The sequence below is a fragment of the Polaromonas sp. P1_E1_2 genome (assembly GCF_056406035.1).
Genome location: NZ_JBFUAZ010000032.1, coordinates 1 through 15,384, shown reverse-complemented (window position 1 = coordinate 15,384; position 15,384 = coordinate 1). Strand labels below are relative to the sequence as shown.

Sequence of the window (15,384 nt, the reverse complement as noted above, 5' to 3'; positions counted from 1 at the left end):
GGTCAGGATCGCGGCAGGCACCAGCGCAGCAAGAATCAGCGCTGCGATCGACACCTTGCCACYGGCAGCCAGCGAATAAATGATCAGGTTGTGGCTGGTCGGCATCAGTGCGCCCACCAGTGCGGCGTGCGTCGTCACGTTGACCGCATAGTCGGCATGGTAACCCTCTTTTTTCATCATCGGGATCATCACGGCACCCATGGMCGAAACGTCAGCCACARGCGAACCGGACACACCGCCGAACAAGGTGCAGGCCACCACATTGGACATGCCCAGGCCGCCGCGCACATGGCCCACCAGGCCGCGCGCGAGATTGACGATACGGTCCGCCACACCGCCGTAGAGCATCAGCTCGCCGGCAAAGATGAAAAATGGAATCGCAAGGAAAGAGAAGATGCCCATGCCTGACGTCATCTGCTGGAAACCGACGGCCAGGGGCAGGCCCTCATACGCCAGCGTGGCCAGGGCCGAGAGGCCAATCGAAAAGGCAACGGGAACGCCAAGCAGCAGAAACAGTGTGAACGAAAGGCAGAGAATAAGTAATGGAATTGTCATGATGGATGCTTAGCCCCAGGCTGGTTCAACTTCGCGGCCTTTGGCCAGGGCAATGATGTGTTCGATCGAGAACATCACGATAAGAACGCCGGCCACAGTGGCAGGCACATACTTCCAGCCCTCGGAAATCCAGAGGGTGGGCAGGCGGTAGCCCCACACGGATATTGCGAGATAACCGCAGTTCCATGCCATGGCAGCGCCGAAGAGCAGGACCAGCGCGTGAATCAGGTACTCCATCTTCAGCCGCAGCCAGTCGGGCGCCAGCACCAGCATGGACTCGAGGCCGATGTGGCCTGCATCGCGGACGCCGACGGCAACACCCAGCATGGTCACGTATACAACCAGCAGAAGCGCCAGGCTTTCGGCCCATGTCGGCGTGTTGTTCAGCACGTAGCGGCCGAACACTTGCCAGCTGACGGCGCAAATCACCGCTACCAGCCCGAAGATACCCAGCCACATGCAGGCCCGGGCGAGCTTGCGACAAATTGTTGTGTACATAAATTGATCCGGATCTGTTGGACCGGCGTTGGTAGAAAAGAAACTGTTGGCGCCGGTCTTTCCGGCGGCCTGTTATATTTTTGCTCGCTGACATCTCCTGTCACCGGCGATCAATCGCCGATGACGAGAGGGGTCATACCTTGCTTACTTGGTGTCCTGGATACGCTTGACCAGCGCCTTCAGCTTTGCATCCACAATAAATTTGTCATAGACAGGTTTCATCGCGTTCTGGAATGAAGCCTTGTCGACCTCAATGAACTCGGCGCCACCGGCTTTGGCGATGGCCTTGGATTTGGCTTCACGCTCGTCCCACAGTTTGCGCATGTAAGGAACCGACTCTTTGGCCGCCTGGCGAATCGCCTTCTGGTCATCCGCACTCAGGGTGTCCCAGGTCCGCTTGGAGAACAGCAGCATTTCAGGGGCCAGCGAGTGCTCTGTGATCGAGTAGTACTTGGCCACTTCAAAGTGACGCGAGCTCTCATACGAAGGGTAATTGTTTTCAGCGCCGTCAACCAGGCCGGTCTTCAGTGCGGTGTAGACCTCGCCGTAAGGCATGGGGGTGGCATTGGCACCCATGGCTTCCAGCAGTGCAACCCACAGGTCGGATTGCTGGACGCGGATCTTCATGCCCTTGGCATCGGCCAAGGTGCGGACTGGTTTTTTGGCGGTATAGAGCGAGCGAGCGCCGCTGTCGTAGTACGCCAGGCCGATAAAGCCCTGTGGTGCGCAGGAGGCGAGGATCTCTTCACCGATCGCGCCGTCCAGCACATGGCGCATGTGTTCCGTGGAGCGGAACAGGAAAGGCATGGTCGGCACTTGCGTCTCAGCGCAAATGTTGTTCATCGGCGCAATGTTCACGCGGGTCATGGCCAGCGCGCCGATCTTGGTCTGCTCGATCGTGTCCTTCTCGTTGCCCAAAGCGCTGTTGTTGAACACCTTGATGGTGTGCTTGCCGTTGGTCAACACCTTCAGGCGCTCACCCATGAACTTGACAGCCTCGACGGTGGGATAACCGTCGGGGTGGATGTCCGACGAACGGAACTCGGTGGCGAAGCTTGCCAGCGGCATCAGCGCCAGTGCAGCGGCAACTGCAAACAGTGTTTTTTTAATCTTCATGTCTCATCCTCTAGGGTTGGTGGTGGAAAACAGGTAGCAGGAACTTTTAATACAGACACGCGGGCTCAGGCAGCCCGCGCACGCCGGGGCGCAGCGCGAACACACCGCCGGCCAGCGGCTGGTCAGATAAGTCGATGCCTTCGGGGCGTATCGACGTCACGAACAGGGTGTCGAGCCCGGCGCCGCCAAAGGCGCACATGGCAGGTTTTTTGACCGGCACGGCCAGCGAACGGTCCAGCTTGCCGGCGGGCGTGAAGCGATGAATCAGGCCGGCGTCGTTGCCGCAGATCCAGTAGCAGCCGTCGGCGTCGACTGCCGCGCCATCAGGGCGGCCGGGTAGCGGGTTCATGTCGACAAAGACGCGCCGGTTGTATGGCGTGCCGGTCTCGGTGTCGTAGTCAAAGGCCCAGATGACCTGTACCGACGGATGCGAGTCCGACAGGTACATCGTGCGGCCGTCGGGGCTGAAGGCCATACCGTTCGGCGTGATGAAACCGTCCAGGAGTTTTTTTAGTTCGCTATCTTTTTTGTAGCTATAAATACAACCCACACGTGCGCCGGCAGCCATATTCATCAACATGGTACCGGCAAGAAAGCGCCCCTGACGGTCGCAGCGGCCATCGTTAAAGCGCATGCCGGGCGTGGCATGCGTAACGGCGGCAAGCTGCTTGAACCCAAGCTGGCCATCCGCCCGTGGACTCAGGCGGAACACGCCGCTTTCAGTGCCTGCGACCCAGTCCTGCGTGCCGCCTATCGACGCAACGCAGGCCAGCATTTCGGGAGCGGCCCATTCGGTGAGCACGCCTTCGGCCACGCTCCAGCGGCACAGCCTGCGCGCCGGAATATCAACCCAATAGAGCGCTTGTTCGGCGGCCTGCCAGACAGGGCTTTCCCCTGTGCCATTGCGCGCATCCAGAACCAGCTCGACGTGAGACTCGCTCATGTTTATCCTGACCACTCAGTCGCCGAAAGGACCGGCTACTACGAAGCCGCCGCCCTGGTACTGGGCGACCGGGTCTTTCAGGTCAGGCGCGGGGGTTCGGGCGTAGACGGCCTCGCGAAAGATGTCCGAGCTGTCTTTCGGCACATAACCGATATGGCGTGCGCGGCTGTTGTCCCACCAGGTGACGGCGTTGTCGGACATGCCGAACACAATACTGTGGCCCAGCACCGGCGTAGTCAGGCAGGCGGTGATCAAGCGGTGCAGGTCGTCAAAGCTCAACCAGGTGGCCAGCATGCGGCGGTCTTTGGGCTCGGCAAATGAAGAGCCGATGCGCACGCAAGCGGTTTCAATGCCGTGGCGGTCAAAGTACAGGCGCGCGAGATCTTCACCGAAGGCTTTGCTCAGGCCGTACAAACCGTCGGGCCGCGGCGGATGGTCGGCATTGATGGTCTGGTCCTGGCGGTAAAAGCCGGTGACGTGATTGGAGCTGGCAAAGACGATGCGCTTGACGCCGTTCTTGCGCGCGGCCTCATACAAGTTATAGGCGCCCAGGATGTTGGCTTGCAGGATGGGACCAAAGGGCCCTTCTACCGAGACACCGCCCAGGTGGACAATCGCGTCCACGCCCTGAACCATGGTGTGGACGGCGGCGGCATCGGCCAGATCGGCCAAAATCACCTCTTCGTTGGCTCCGGCAGCACCGAAAGGCTGCACGTCGGACAGCCGGAGTACCGAGCAATTGGCCTTCAGGCGCTCGCGCAAGGCCTTGCCCAAGCCACCGGCCGCGCCGGTCAACAAGAGCTTTTCGTGAACTTTGATGGTCATTTTTTTAATCTGCGTCCGGTGTGATTGCAAACACTGGACTTTTTTATGAAGTTTGTTAMAGTCAACCCAAGAACATCGCAGTCATAGGTTGTCTGATGACTTGGAATTCTCCAGTTCGCCCCCTAGCTTGTCAATGGTTTTTTAATGGACTCAAGGAAAACCCCTAGTCGCTCTGAGGCAGGCCTTACGGTTGGCTTTCACGAAGAGCCGTTGCGCATGCGCCGCCCCCGCGGACTGGTGAGTGAGATCGTCGAAAATCTGGCCACCAGCATCCGTTCAGGTCACCTGCAGCCGGGCGAAAAACTGCCCACTGAAGCCGAAATCATGGCCCGTTTTGACGTGAGCCGGACCGTGGTGCGCGAGTCGCTGTCCAAGCTCCAGGCCTCAGGGCTGGTCGAAACCAGGCACGGCATCGGCACCTTTGTCCTGCAACCGCAGGACGCCGGCAACTTCAAGATCACCGCCGAGGACTTTGCCACCGTGGCCGATGTGATCTCGGTGCTGGAGCTGCGCATCAGCCTGGAAACCGAAGCCGCCGGCCTTGCCGCCCAGAGGAGAACGCCAGAAAACCTCAAGGCCCTGGAAAATGCACTGCGCGCCTTTCACGACTCCATCAGCCTGGACTCTGACGCCGTGCCACCGGACTTCCAGTTCCATATGGAAGTGGCCCGCGCCACGGGCAACCGGCACTTCGCCGACCTGATGACCTACCTGGGCACCATGATCATTCCGCGCACTCGCGTCAACACGGCGCACAGCGCACCCGAAGGCCGCTTCAACTACCTGCAGCGGGTCAACAGCGAGCACGAGAGCATCTACAACGCCATCCGCAATCAGGATGCGGAGGCCGCACGCGCCGCCATGCGGACGCACCTGTCCAATAGCCGTGAACGGCTTCGCCGGGGCAATAACGCGCACACCATGCAGCCACCCGAAGAGCCTTCCGAACCTCAAGCGCCTCGCACTCTGGGTACAAATCTGGTTGCATAAATAATCGACGAGTTGTACGATAACTGATAAATTGTTTTATCAACCATCCTACAAGCAAGTCCGGTATGCCCGCTTCAAACGCTCCCGCAACAGCCCCTCACGCCCTTTCCCAAACTCCCCGAATCACTCGCGTGCAGGTGATTCCCGTGGCCGGCCAGGACAGCATGCTGTTAAACCTCAGCGGTGCCCACGGCCCATTTTTCACCCGGAACCTGCTGATCCTGACCGACAGTTCAGGCCGCACCGGCGTAGGTGAAGTACCGGGCGGCGAGAAGATCCGCAACACCCTGGAAGACGCCCGTGAACTGATCGAAGGGCAATCGGTAGGCGCGTGGAACCAGATTCTCAACACCCTGCGCACACGTTTTGCGGACCGCGACAGCGGCGGCCGCGGCAACCAGACCTTCGACCTTCGTGTGGCGATTCATGCCGTCACTGCCGTGGAAAGCGCCCTGCTCGACCTGCTGGGCCAATTCCTGGGCGTACCTGTGGCCGCACTGTTGGGCGAAGGCCAGCAACGGGATTCAGTGGCCGTGCTGGGCTACCTCTTTTATGTGGCCGACCGCAAGCAGACGGATCTGGCCTATGGCAGTGCGCCGGATGCGGAGGACGACTGGCTGCGCCTGCGCCACGAGACCGCCATGGACGCCGATGGCATCGTGGCATTGGCCGAAGCGGCTTACAAGCGTTACGGCTTCAAGGATTTCAAGCTCAAGGGCGGCGTGCTGCGGGGCGAGGAAGAGATGGAAGCCATCATCGCCCTCTCCGAACGTTTTCCCGATGCGCGCATCACACTGGACCCGAACGGCGGGTGGCTGCTCAAGGATGCCATCCGCATCTGCCAGGGCCGCGGCGATGTGCTGGCCTACGCAGAAGACCCCTGCGGCGCCGAAGGCGTGTTCTCCGGCCGCGAAGTGATGGCGGAGTTTCGCCGGGCCACCGGCCTGCCGACCGCCACCAACATGATCGCCACCGACTGGCGCGAGCTGTCGCACACCATCCACCTGCAGTCGGTCGACATCCCGCTGGCCGATCCACACTTCTGGACCATGCAAGGCTCAGTGCGCGTCGCGCAGATCTGCCAGACATGGGGGCTGACCTGGGGCTCGCACTCCAACAACCACTTCGACATTTCCCTGGCCATGTTCACCCACGTGGCTGCGGCCGCGCCGGGCAAAGTCACTGCGATTGACACCCACTGGATCTGGCAGGACGGCCAGCGCCTGACCAAGGCACCCTTGCAAATTGTGGACGGCCAGGTTGCAGTGCCAAAAACACCGGGCCTCGGCGTAGAGCTGGACATGGCTGAAGTGGAAAAAGCGCACCAGCTTTACCTCAAGCACGGCCTCGGTGCGCGCGACGATGCCGTGGCCATGCAATACCTGATCCCCAACTGGAAATTCAACAACAAGATGCCCTGCATGGTTCGATGAATCCAGCAGGCCGCCGGAATTTAGAGGATTCCGGAAATCTGCCATGCCCATCTGCACGGGAAGTTTGTAGCCCGCAAGGCGCCGGGGGCGGTATACCGCGGCGCCCTTTCCCCACCAACGATACCCACTGAGCCATTACAAACAATCAGGAGACAAGACATGAAACGCAGAACCCTTTGCAGCATTGCGGGTGCGACGCTGCTGGCACTGGCCGGCACGCTGGGCGCAGGCGCCGCCGCAGCCCAGACCAAACTCAAATGGGCTCACGTCTACGAGACCTCGGAGACCTTTCACAAGCAGGCCGTCTGGGCCGCCGACGAAATCAGGAAGAAGACCAACGGCCGCTATGTGGTGGAGGTCTTCCCGGCCTCATCCCTGGGCAAGGAAACCGACATCAACCAGGGCCTGACACTGGGCACCGTCGACATCATCTACACCGGCGCGGCCTTTGCCGGGCGTGCACACCCGCCGCTGTCGATCGCCGCCGCGCCTTTTGTGTTTCGCGATTACGCGCACTTTCAGGCATTCCGTAACGGTCCGATCTTTCAGGAGCTGGCTCAGGGTTATGCCAGCAAGACCGGCGGCCAGCACATTGCAGGCTACACCTACTACGGCCTGCGCCACATGACTTCCAACAAGGTCATCAACAAACCCGAGGACATGAAAGGCCTCAAGCTGCGCGTGCCCGACGCACCACTTTTTGTGATGTTCCCAAGGGCCGTGGGTGCGAACCCGACGCCCATCGCCTTTGCCGAGGTCTACCTGGCGCTGCAAAACGGCACGGTCGATGCACAGGAAAACCCGCTTCCCACCATCGAGGCCAAAAGGTTTTACGAAGTCCAGAAATACATCACCCTGACCGGCCACATCACCGAATCGCTGCTCACGGCCGTGTCGGGCTCGGTCTGGTCCAAACTCAGTGAGGCCGACAAGAAGGTCTTCGACCAGGTGCTCTGGGAGGCGTCGAGCCGCGCCAGCCAGGACATCGTCGATGCCGAAAACCGCCTGGTCGCCGAGTTCGAGAAAAAAGGCAAAACCGTCAACAAGGTAGACCGCGCGCCTTTTGCCGCAGCGGTCTTGCCTTCGCTCACCGCTGCCGATGCCCCGTGGCCCAAGAGTCTGTACGAACGCATTCAGGCCATCAAGTAAGTAGTTCCAACCAACACCACCAGACAACACACAGGAGACATCATGAAACGCCGTTCCCTCATCCATTCCGCACTTGCTGGCGCTGCCCTGTCGGCGCTGGGACTTCCTGCCTTCGCACAAGACAAGTGGCCCAGTAAACCCATCACCTTCATCGTGCCCTTTCCTGCAGGCGGCACCACCGATATCCTGGGCCGGCTGATTGGCCAAAAACTCGGGCCGGTACTCGGCACCACCATCGTGATTGACAACAAGGGCGGTGCTGGCGGTAGCGTCGGCTCGGAAGTCGCGTCCCGCGCACCGGCAGATGGCTACACGATGCTGGGCGGCACCGTCAGCTCGCATGCCATCAATGTGAGCCTTTACCCGAAACTGGGCTACGACCCGATCAAGTCTTTCTCGCCGGTGGCGCTCATCGGCACCAACCCCGTCGTGCTGGTGGTGGGGGCCAACAGCCCTTACAAAACGCTGCAGGACGTGCTGGCCGCAGCGAAGGCCAAACCCAAAACCATTTCTTCCGCATCGGCCGGCAGCGGCACATCGCAGCATCTCTCGCTGGAACTGCTGGGCTTCAAGTCGGGCACCCAGTTCATCCATGTGCCCTACAAAGGCAGCGGCCCCGCCATCCAGGACGTGATCGGCGGGCAGGTGGACATGATGTTCGACACCACGGTCGTAGCAGGTCCTCATATCCAGAGCGGCAAGGTGCGTGCGCTGGCGGTCACCTCCGCCAAGCGCCTGGAGTCCATGCCGAATGTGCCAACGGTGGCCGAATCCGTCCCCGGATTTGAGGTTGCCTCATGGCAAGCCATTTTTGTACCCACCGGCACCCCCAAGCCCATCATTGACAAGCTGCACGATGAAATCATGAAAATCACCGCGCAGCCCGAGATGCAGGAACGCCTCAAAGGACTGGGCATGCAACCGTCCAGCATGACGATCGAGCAGGTCTCCGCCTTCCAGAAGGCAGAGGTCGAGAAATGGGCGCAAGTCATCAAGGCGGCCAACGTCAAGCTTGACTGAACATGCCGTCCATACCCAGCCCTGCGCGRCTGCGCCTCGCCGTCATTGGCGCAGGGCTGGGCTCGGCACCTCACTTCCGAAGTCTTGAAGACCTGGCCAGTGAAGCAGACGTCGCATGGGTTTATGGGCGAAATCCCGAACGGCTGGCCGCTGTAGAAGTGCCCCAAGGGGCGCGCCGAACTACGCGACTGGAAGATATTCTGGAAGACGCCAGCGTAACAGCCGTGCTGGTTCTCACGCCGCCCAATACCCATCTGGACCTCGTGCAGCAGGCAACGCGTGCGGGCAAGCATGTGCTGGTCGAAAAGCCCCTCGAAATTGATTTGAACCGGGCCAATGCATTGGTCGATGCTTGCGAAACTGCGGGGGTCATGCTGGCAGTGATGCTGCAGCACCGCATGCGCGACGCGGCCCTTGCCGTGGCGGCACTGCTGCGTGACGACGTTATGGGCCCGCTGGTCAGCGCTGCCGCGTCGATCCGGTGGTGGCGGCCGCAAAGTTATTACGATGAGCCCGGACGCGGCACCCTGGCGCGGGACGGCGGCGGCGTGCTGATCACGCAGGCCATTCATACGCTCGACCTGCTGCTCAGCTTCACCGGCATGCCGGAGCGCGTCACAGGCGTTGCAAGCACCAGCGCAGTGCATCGCATGGAGGGCGAAGACACGGCTGCCGCATTGCTGCACTACAGCAGCGGTGCGGTCGCTGTGGTTCAGGCCACCACGGCGGCCTACCCCGGTTTTCCCGAGCGCATTGAACTCAACTTCACCCAGGGCACCGTGACGCTGGAAGGCGGTGAAATGCGGGCGGTCTTTTCCAGTGGAAAGACGCTGACCGCCGGTGCACGCCAGGCCTCCGGCGGTGGCGCCAACCCCATGGCCTTTGACCATGCAGCTSATCGCGCCGTGCTGCAGGATTTCATTCGCTCTGTCCAGAATGKACGTGCACCCACCGTAACGGGGCGCTCTGCACTTGGCGTGCAACAAGTGATTGAAGTGATCATGGAATCATCCAGAACAGGCAGCGCTGTAGCACTTCATCCGGCAACACGGATCCCGGTGATGTAGGTAGAAATGATGCGCTTGGGCTTACCCGATGCGTTCTTAAGCCCATTGCCACATCCGGCGCATCAGGGTTTTCCAAGAGAGTTTCAGGCTGTAGTCCAACGGCAGCGGGCGTGGGCAGCTATAAAACTCGTAGCAGTCAGCAATTTGCGTTATATTTGGCCCCAAGCTTTCGAAGCTTTCTGCTTAACAACCCCCTGTGACCAAACTGTGACCCGAGGAGATAACCTGATGAGTGCCAAAGAAAATGCAGCGGTAGGCCAATTGCTTGAACTGCTGGAAGCACGCTACGCACTGCGCGTGCTGTGGGCCCTGAAAGACGGCCATCCCCAGACATTCCGCCTCCTGCAAGACAGCATCGGCAGCATCACACCCAACACCCTCAATACCCGCATCAAGGAATTGCGCGCAGCCGGCCTGCTTGGCCATGGCAGCGATGGCTACACGGTCACCACACTGGGCGCCGACCTGCTCAAGCGCTTGAACGACCTGCAGGCATTTGCCGGCAAGTGGGCCGTCAGCCAGACCAAGAAAAAGTAAGTTACCTGGCCAGCCTGGCCCGAAAAAAAGCGACCTTCAGGGTCGCTTTTTTGTTGCGCTGTTTTACCGATCAACAGGCATTCATCAGGTATTCATCCATGCACTTCCCGGCGCCCTAATCCACTGCAGCGCCGGAACGCTTCACCGCGTCACCCCACAAAGTCATGCTGGCGGCAATATGCCTGGCCAGTTCCTCGGGGGTGCCCGGCGCCACCTCGGCACCACGCGACTGCAGCTGCGCGCGCAACTCCGGATCCGCCAGGGCTTTGTGGATCGCTTCGTTCAGGCGATTGACGATGGGCCTGGGCGTTCCGGCGGGAACAAAAATCGCGTCCCATGCGCTGACATCAAATCCGGGCAAGCCCGACTCCGCGATGGTGGGTAAATCCGGCCAGCCCGCCACGCGCGTGGCTGTCGTTACCGCCAATGGTTTGACACGTCCGCTTTTCGCCTGCGGTGCGGCATTCGGCATGACCTCGATCATCATGTCGACCTGCCCGCCGATCAGGTCCGTCATGGCCTGTGCGCCGCCGCGGTAAGGTATGTGCACCACAGCCAGGCCCGCGCGCGATTTGTAGATTTCTCCGGCCAGGTGGGACGTGGTGCCGTTGCCGGCGGAGCCAAAGGTGTATTTCCCCGGATTGGCCTTGAGCAGCTTAGTGAGTTCCGCCATGGAGTTGACTTGCAGCGTGGGCCGCACTACCACCATGGCGGCGATGCGTGTGAGCTGGGTCACGGGCTCGAAGTCGCGAGACGGGTTGAAGCCGGGTGACCTGTAGATCGCATGGTTGATGGCATGTGTGCCGTTGGTGCCGTACAGCAGGGTGTAGCCATCGGCCGGCGCCTTGGCCGCTGTTGCACTGCCCACGTTTCCGCCGGCGCCGCCCAGGTTTTCGACCACGACAGGTTGACCCAATTCCCTGGTGGCACGCTGCATGACCAGCCGGGCCAGTGTGTCACCGCCACCACCCGCAGGAAAAGGAACGATCAGCTTGATGGGCTTGCTGGGATAACTTGCAGCCGGCTGGGCGTGCGCGACGGACAAGCCAGTGAAGACAAGCACCAACGATGCAGCACAAGCCGCTGCCAGCCGCGTTGCGGTGCGGGCAAGCCGTCGCAAGGAATGGAGGCGAAGTAGATCCATGGTGTCTCCTGGGGGTGGTATCGGCCACAACGCTGGTGGCAGGTTGATGGTTCATACATGGTTCATGCGCCATCCAGCGCGAAATACTTAGTCATCTTATTTTATTGCACGCAATAGTGACTTCATTAACCAGATTAACCCTAATAAACCCAGATACTGCATGCAATAATCCTTCCACTCAGCCAACCACTATCAACCGTTACAGCTTATGTCTTCCCAGATTGAATACACCACGCAGACATTGAGGCAAAGAATCCTCAGCGGCCAGGCGGCCCCGGGCGAACGCATGGTGGAGCTTGAGCTGTCCGCCCAATTGGCGGTTTCGCGCACACCGATCCGTATTGCGCTCGGTGAGCTGGAAAAGGAAGGCTTGCTGGAACGCCTGCCGACACGCGGCTTTCGCGTCAGGCAATTCAGCGTTGACGAAATTGCCAATGCAGTCGACGTGCGGGGCGTGCTGGAAGGCATGGCAGCCAGGCAGGCCGCCGAGCGCGGCATCACGCCCGAAACCCGGGAGGCCCTGCAGGCCTGCATCGAGGACGGCCGCCTGCTGCTGGAGCAGGCACGGGCCGCCGGCCATGTGATTGACGCAGCCCGCTGGGTCCCCATGAACGCCCGCTTTCATAGTGCCTTGGCGCACGCCGCCGGCAACAGCACATTGACCTCCGCACTGGCCCATGTCAGCAAAACGCCGATGGCCGGCGCCGGGGCGCTCAGCCTGAACGGCGCCCTGCCCCTGCTCGAATACGGGTTCATTCAGCGCGCACAAACCGACCACGAAGACGTGCTGGCCGCACTGCAGGCCGGTGAAGGGGCGCGTGCCGAAGCCCTGATGCGCGAACATGCCCACCGCAGCCGTGACAACAAGCGCGAACTCATGATGCGCATGCAGAAACCGGCCACGCCTTGAAGCGGTTTTTGCCGTCTCCACCTGAAATTTCGACGTTTTAGCCTTTCATCCCAATAGGAATGCGCGCCGATAGCTATCAATAACATAGCATCAGGCCTGCACCCGGCACCATCCCATGGACTGCCAGAACCTGCCTCACCGGCCGGGGAACGGGTGGCCAGCCACTACAATTCAGGCCACGAACCAGTTTCTGCGGCTGGGGCACACCGGTCCGCACAGGAACGGCAGGGCCCCAACCGTGCTGGACCCCTCAGGCCGCGCACCCGCAGCCAAACTATCTGGACCAAAAACGAAGCCCCTGTCTTGAAAAGGGCTTTGCCATCCCCAGCTGGAAACATTACCAGCTTCAACCCTGTTTTCGAGCATGTCTGACAATACACAACCCGAACAAAATCAACCACTTAGCGGTGAGCCCAGTCCTGAAGAACTGGAAGCGGCGCAGGCCGCCAACGAGTTTGATGCGCTGACCGTCGCACAAGCCGAAGTCGCGACGCTGCAGGCCAAGAACACCGAGCTGGCCGACAGCTACCTGCGCGCCAAGGCCGAGACCGAAAACGCCCGCCGCCGCGCGGACGAAGAAGTCGCCAAGGCCCGCAAATACGCACTGGAAAGCTTTGCCGAAAGCCTACTGCCCGTGGCAGACAGCCTGGAAGCCGGCCTGGCCATCAAGGACGTTACGCCGGAGCAGATCCGCGAAGGCGCCGAGGCCACACTCAAGCAGCTGAAAAGTGCGCTCGAGCGCAACAAGGTAGTCGCCATCGACCCCGCGCCCGGCACCAAATTCGACCCGACCCAACACCAGGCGATCAGCATGGTGCCGGCCGACCAGGAAGCCAACACCGTGGTCAACGTGCTGCAAAAAGGCTACCTGATCGCCGAGCGCGTGCTGCGCCCCGCCTTGGTCACGGTGGCAGCTCCCAAGTAAAAAACTCTTAAAAAACCTTGAAAACATTGTTGAAGCCCTTGAAGCCACACAACTTACCCACAAGTTATCAACATAGTTAATCCATACCGCGGCCAGCGGCACTGAACGCCCCGGCCACCCCACCTTCAATCTTTAACGAATCAAAAAAGCAGGAGTAAATCATCATGGGAAGAATCATCGGCATTGACCTCGGCACTACCAACAGCTGCGTGTCCGTCATGGRGGGCAACACCCCCCGCGTGATCGAGAACTCGGAAGGCGTGCGCACCACCCCTTCCATCGTCGCCTACCAGGAAGACGGCGAAGTGCTGGTCGGTGCATCGGCCAAGCGCCAGGCCGTGACCAACCCCAAGAACACCCTGTACGCTGTCAAGCGTTTGATCGGCCGCAAGTTCACCGAAAAAGAAGTCCAGAAAGACATCGCACTGATGCCTTATTCCATCGTGGCTGCCGACAACGGCGACGCCTGGGTGGAAGTGCGCGGCAAGAAGCTGTCGGCCCAGCAAGTGTCTGCCGACATCCTGCGCAAAATGAAGAAAACCGCCGAAGACTACCTCGGCGAGCCGGTCACCGAAGCCGTGATCACCGTGCCTGCCTATTTCAATGACGCACAGCGCCAGGCCACCAAAGACGCCGGCCGCATCGCCGGCCTCGACGTGAAACGCATCATCAACGAACCCACCGCAGCGGCTCTCGCCTTCGGCCTGGACAAGCAGGAAAAGGGCGACCGCAAGATCGCTGTGTATGACCTGGGCGGCGGCACTTTCGACATCTCCATCATCGAGATCGCCGATGTCGACGGTGAGAAGCAGTTTGAAGTACTCTCCACCAACGGCGACACCTTCCTGGGCGGCGAAGACTTCGACCAGCGCGTCATCGACTACATCGTGGCCGAGTTCAAGAAAGACAGCGGCATCGACCTGTCGAAAGACGTGGTGGCCCTGCAGCGTCTGAAAGACTCGGCTGAAAAGGCCAAGATCGAACTGTCCAACAGCCCGGCCACCGAAGTCAACATTCCCTACATTGCGCACGACCCCGCCACCGGCCCCAAGCACTTGCTGGTCAAGCTGACCCGCGCCAAGCTCGAAAGCCTGGTCGACGAACTCATCGAGCGCACGATTGCACCTTGCCGCATCGCCATGAAGGATGCCGGCGTCAGCGCGGCTGACATCCATGACGTGATTYTGGTCGGCGGCCAGACCCGCATGCCCAAGGTGCAGGAAAAGGTCAAGGAGCTCTTCGGCAAGGAACCCCGCAAGGACGTGAACCCCGACGAAGCCGTTGCCGTAGGCGCAGCGATTCARGGCCAGGTCCTCTCCGGCGAYCGCACCGACGTGCTGCTGCTSGACGTGACCCCGCTGTCCCTCGGTATCGAAACCATGGGCGGCGTGATGACCAAGATGATCAAGAAGAACACGACCATCCCGACCAAGTTCGCACAGACCTTCTCGACCGCTGAAGACAACCAGCCGGCCGTGACGATCAAGGTGTTCCAGGGCGAGCGCGAAATCGCTTCGGGCAACAAGGGCCTGGGCGAGTTCAACCTCGAGGGCATTCCGCCGGCAGCGCGTGGCACGCCGCAGATCGAAGTGTCCTTCGACATCGACGCCAACGGCATCCTGCACGTCGGCGCCAAAGACAAGGGCACCGGCAAGGAAAACAAGATCACCATCAAGGCCAACTCCGGTTTGTCTGAAGCTGAAATCCAGCAGATGGTGAAAGACGCCGAGCTGAACGCCGAAGAAGACAAGAAAAAAGTCGAGTTCGTCACCGCCAAGAACAACGCCGAAGCCATGGTGCACAGCGTGAAGAAATCGCTGGGTGAATACGGCGACAAGCTCGAAGCCGGCGAGAAGGAAAAGATTGAAGCCGCCATCAAGGACATGGAAGAAGCGCTCACTGGCGACGACAAGGCCGCCATCGACGCCAAGAATACGGCCCTGATGGAAGCCAGCCAGAAGCTCGGCGAAAAAATGTACGCCGACATGCAGGCATCGCAGGCGGCAGCCGGTGGTGACGCAGGCGCAGCGGGCGCCGCCCAGGCTGAAGCCAAACCGGTCGACGACAATGTCGTGGACGCTGAAGTCAAGGAAGTCAAAAAGGGCTAAGCGCTTTTTTACAAAGCACCCCTGCATTGGCGCGATAACTGCATGCAAAAGCAGACGGCAAAGGCAGCCAGCAAAGGCGGAAAACCGGGAGCAATCCAGGATTTCCGCTTTTGCGTTTCCCGCTGACCCTCACAATAACGATTCCTGACTGACCTGCCATGGCC

At 60.5% G+C, this 15,384-nt stretch carries 15 protein-coding genes; 9 read left to right on the top strand and 6 right to left on the bottom strand.

Going from position 1 to position 15,384, the window contains the following annotated elements; genetic code table 11:
* From AC1D1P_RS03540 to AC1D1P_RS03520, 5 genes are all read right to left on the bottom strand, one after another.
* Positions 1-555: TRAP transporter large permease subunit (locus AC1D1P_RS03540; protein WP_477672102.1), on the bottom strand; the 555-nt coding region annotated here is incomplete at its 3' end.
* 9 nt (positions 556-564) lie between these two features.
* Positions 565-1,053 carry a TRAP transporter small permease gene (locus AC1D1P_RS03535; RefSeq protein ID WP_477671058.1) on the bottom strand — a complete coding sequence of 163 codons (489 nt, stop codon included), beginning with the start codon at positions 1,051-1,053 and terminating at the stop codon, positions 565-567.
* A gap of 144 nt (positions 1,054-1,197) precedes the next feature.
* Complete coding sequence (locus tag AC1D1P_RS03530; protein ID WP_477671059.1) at positions 1,198-2,169, bottom strand: TRAP transporter substrate-binding protein; 972 nt, start codon at positions 2,167-2,169, stop codon at positions 1,198-1,200.
* A gap of 46 nt (positions 2,170-2,215) precedes the next feature.
* Positions 2,216-3,112, bottom strand: a complete 897-nt coding sequence (locus AC1D1P_RS03525) for an SMP-30/gluconolactonase/LRE family protein (RefSeq protein WP_477671060.1) — start codon at positions 3,110-3,112, stop codon at positions 2,216-2,218.
* 15 nt (positions 3,113-3,127) lie between these two features.
* Positions 3,128-3,937, bottom strand: a complete 810-nt coding sequence (locus AC1D1P_RS03520; RefSeq protein ID WP_477671061.1) for an NAD-dependent epimerase/dehydratase family protein — start codon at positions 3,935-3,937, stop codon at positions 3,128-3,130.
* A 216-nt stretch (positions 3,938-4,153) separates the two neighbouring features.
* Between AC1D1P_RS03520 and AC1D1P_RS03515 the strand changes: the two genes are divergently transcribed.
* The 6 genes from AC1D1P_RS03515 (at position 4,154) to AC1D1P_RS03490 (ending at position 10,133) form a co-directional block, all read left to right on the top strand.
* Positions 4,154-4,927 carry a FadR/GntR family transcriptional regulator gene (locus AC1D1P_RS03515; protein ID WP_477671062.1) on the top strand — a complete coding sequence of 258 codons (774 nt, stop codon included), beginning with the start codon at positions 4,154-4,156 and terminating at the stop codon, positions 4,925-4,927.
* A gap of 65 nt (positions 4,928-4,992) precedes the next feature.
* Positions 4,993-6,360 (top strand): glucarate dehydratase, encoded by a 1,368-nt coding sequence (gene gudD / locus AC1D1P_RS03510; RefSeq protein WP_477671063.1) that lies wholly within the window; start codon positions 4,993-4,995, stop codon positions 6,358-6,360.
* 159 nt (positions 6,361-6,519) lie between these two features.
* Entirely contained in the window at positions 6,520-7,509 is a 990-nt protein-coding gene (locus AC1D1P_RS03505; protein WP_477672101.1) for a sialic acid TRAP transporter substrate-binding protein SiaP, read from the top strand.
* Positions 7,510-7,551: 42 nt separating this feature from the next.
* Entirely contained in the window at positions 7,552-8,529 is a 978-nt protein-coding gene (locus AC1D1P_RS03500; protein WP_477671065.1) for a Bug family tripartite tricarboxylate transporter substrate binding protein, read from the top strand.
* Between the two features lie 2 nt (positions 8,530-8,531).
* Positions 8,532-9,596, top strand: coding sequence for a Gfo/Idh/MocA family protein (locus tag AC1D1P_RS03495; RefSeq protein ID WP_477672100.1), 1,065 nt, complete (start codon positions 8,532-8,534; stop codon positions 9,594-9,596).
* Between the two features lie 228 nt (positions 9,597-9,824).
* A complete protein-coding gene (locus AC1D1P_RS03490; RefSeq protein ID WP_457278868.1) occupies positions 9,825-10,133 on the top strand; it encodes a winged helix-turn-helix transcriptional regulator in 309 nt (102 codons plus the stop codon).
* Positions 10,134-10,248: 115 nt separating this feature from the next.
* On the opposite strand, the gene AC1D1P_RS03485 is transcribed toward AC1D1P_RS03490, so the two are convergent.
* Positions 10,249-11,277, bottom strand: a complete 1,029-nt coding sequence (locus AC1D1P_RS03485; protein ID WP_477672099.1) for a Bug family tripartite tricarboxylate transporter substrate binding protein — start codon at positions 11,275-11,277, stop codon at positions 10,249-10,251.
* A 208-nt stretch (positions 11,278-11,485) separates the two neighbouring features.
* Between AC1D1P_RS03485 and AC1D1P_RS03480 the strand changes: the two genes are divergently transcribed.
* The 3 genes from AC1D1P_RS03480 to dnaK all read left to right on the top strand — a co-directional run bounded on the left by AC1D1P_RS03480 (position 11,486) and on the right by dnaK (position 15,220).
* The gene (locus AC1D1P_RS03480) at positions 11,486-12,187 is read left to right on the top strand and encodes a GntR family transcriptional regulator (protein ID WP_477672098.1); all 702 of its coding nucleotides are present in this window, start codon (positions 11,486-11,488) and stop codon (positions 12,185-12,187) included.
* 364 nt (positions 12,188-12,551) lie between these two features.
* Positions 12,552-13,112 carry a nucleotide exchange factor GrpE gene (gene grpE / locus AC1D1P_RS03475; RefSeq protein WP_477671069.1) on the top strand — a complete coding sequence of 187 codons (561 nt, stop codon included), beginning with the start codon at positions 12,552-12,554 and terminating at the stop codon, positions 13,110-13,112.
* A gap of 164 nt (positions 13,113-13,276) precedes the next feature.
* Positions 13,277-15,220, top strand: a complete 1,944-nt coding sequence (gene dnaK / locus AC1D1P_RS03470; protein ID WP_477672097.1) for a molecular chaperone DnaK — start codon at positions 13,277-13,279, stop codon at positions 15,218-15,220.
* Positions 15,221-15,384 lie beyond the last annotated feature (164 nt).

Excerpts from the sequence above, each read along its gene's own strand:
- AC1D1P_RS03525 (WP_477671060.1), bottom strand. The coding sequence starts at position 3,112 with ATGAGCGAGTCTCACGTCGAGCTGGTTCTGGATGCGCGCAATGGCACA.
- AC1D1P_RS03520 (WP_477671061.1), bottom strand. The coding sequence starts at position 3,937 with ATGACCATCAAAGTTCACGAAAAGCTCTTGTTGACCGGCGCGGCCGGT.
- AC1D1P_RS03490 (WP_457278868.1), top strand. The coding sequence starts at position 9,825 with ATGAGTGCCAAAGAAAATGCAGCGGTAGGCCAATTGCTTGAACTGCTG.
- AC1D1P_RS03535 (WP_477671058.1), bottom strand. The coding sequence starts at position 1,053 with ATGTACACAACAATTTGTCGCAAGCTCGCCCGGGCCTGCATGTGGCTG.
- AC1D1P_RS03485 (WP_477672099.1), bottom strand. The coding sequence starts at position 11,277 with ATGGATCTACTTCGCCTCCATTCCTTGCGACGGCTTGCCCGCACCGCA.
- AC1D1P_RS03500 (WP_477671065.1), top strand. The coding sequence starts at position 7,552 with ATGAAACGCCGTTCCCTCATCCATTCCGCACTTGCTGGCGCTGCCCTG.
- AC1D1P_RS03480 (WP_477672098.1), top strand. The coding sequence starts at position 11,486 with ATGTCTTCCCAGATTGAATACACCACGCAGACATTGAGGCAAAGAATC.
- AC1D1P_RS03505 (WP_477672101.1), top strand. The coding sequence starts at position 6,520 with ATGAAACGCAGAACCCTTTGCAGCATTGCGGGTGCGACGCTGCTGGCA.
- AC1D1P_RS03530 (WP_477671059.1), bottom strand. The coding sequence starts at position 2,169 with ATGAAGATTAAAAAAACACTGTTTGCAGTTGCCGCTGCACTGGCGCTG.
- grpE (WP_477671069.1), top strand. The coding sequence starts at position 12,552 with ATGTCTGACAATACACAACCCGAACAAAATCAACCACTTAGCGGTGAG.
- gudD (WP_477671063.1), top strand. The coding sequence starts at position 4,993 with ATGCCCGCTTCAAACGCTCCCGCAACAGCCCCTCACGCCCTTTCCCAA.
- AC1D1P_RS03515 (WP_477671062.1), top strand. The coding sequence starts at position 4,154 with ATGCGCCGCCCCCGCGGACTGGTGAGTGAGATCGTCGAAAATCTGGCC.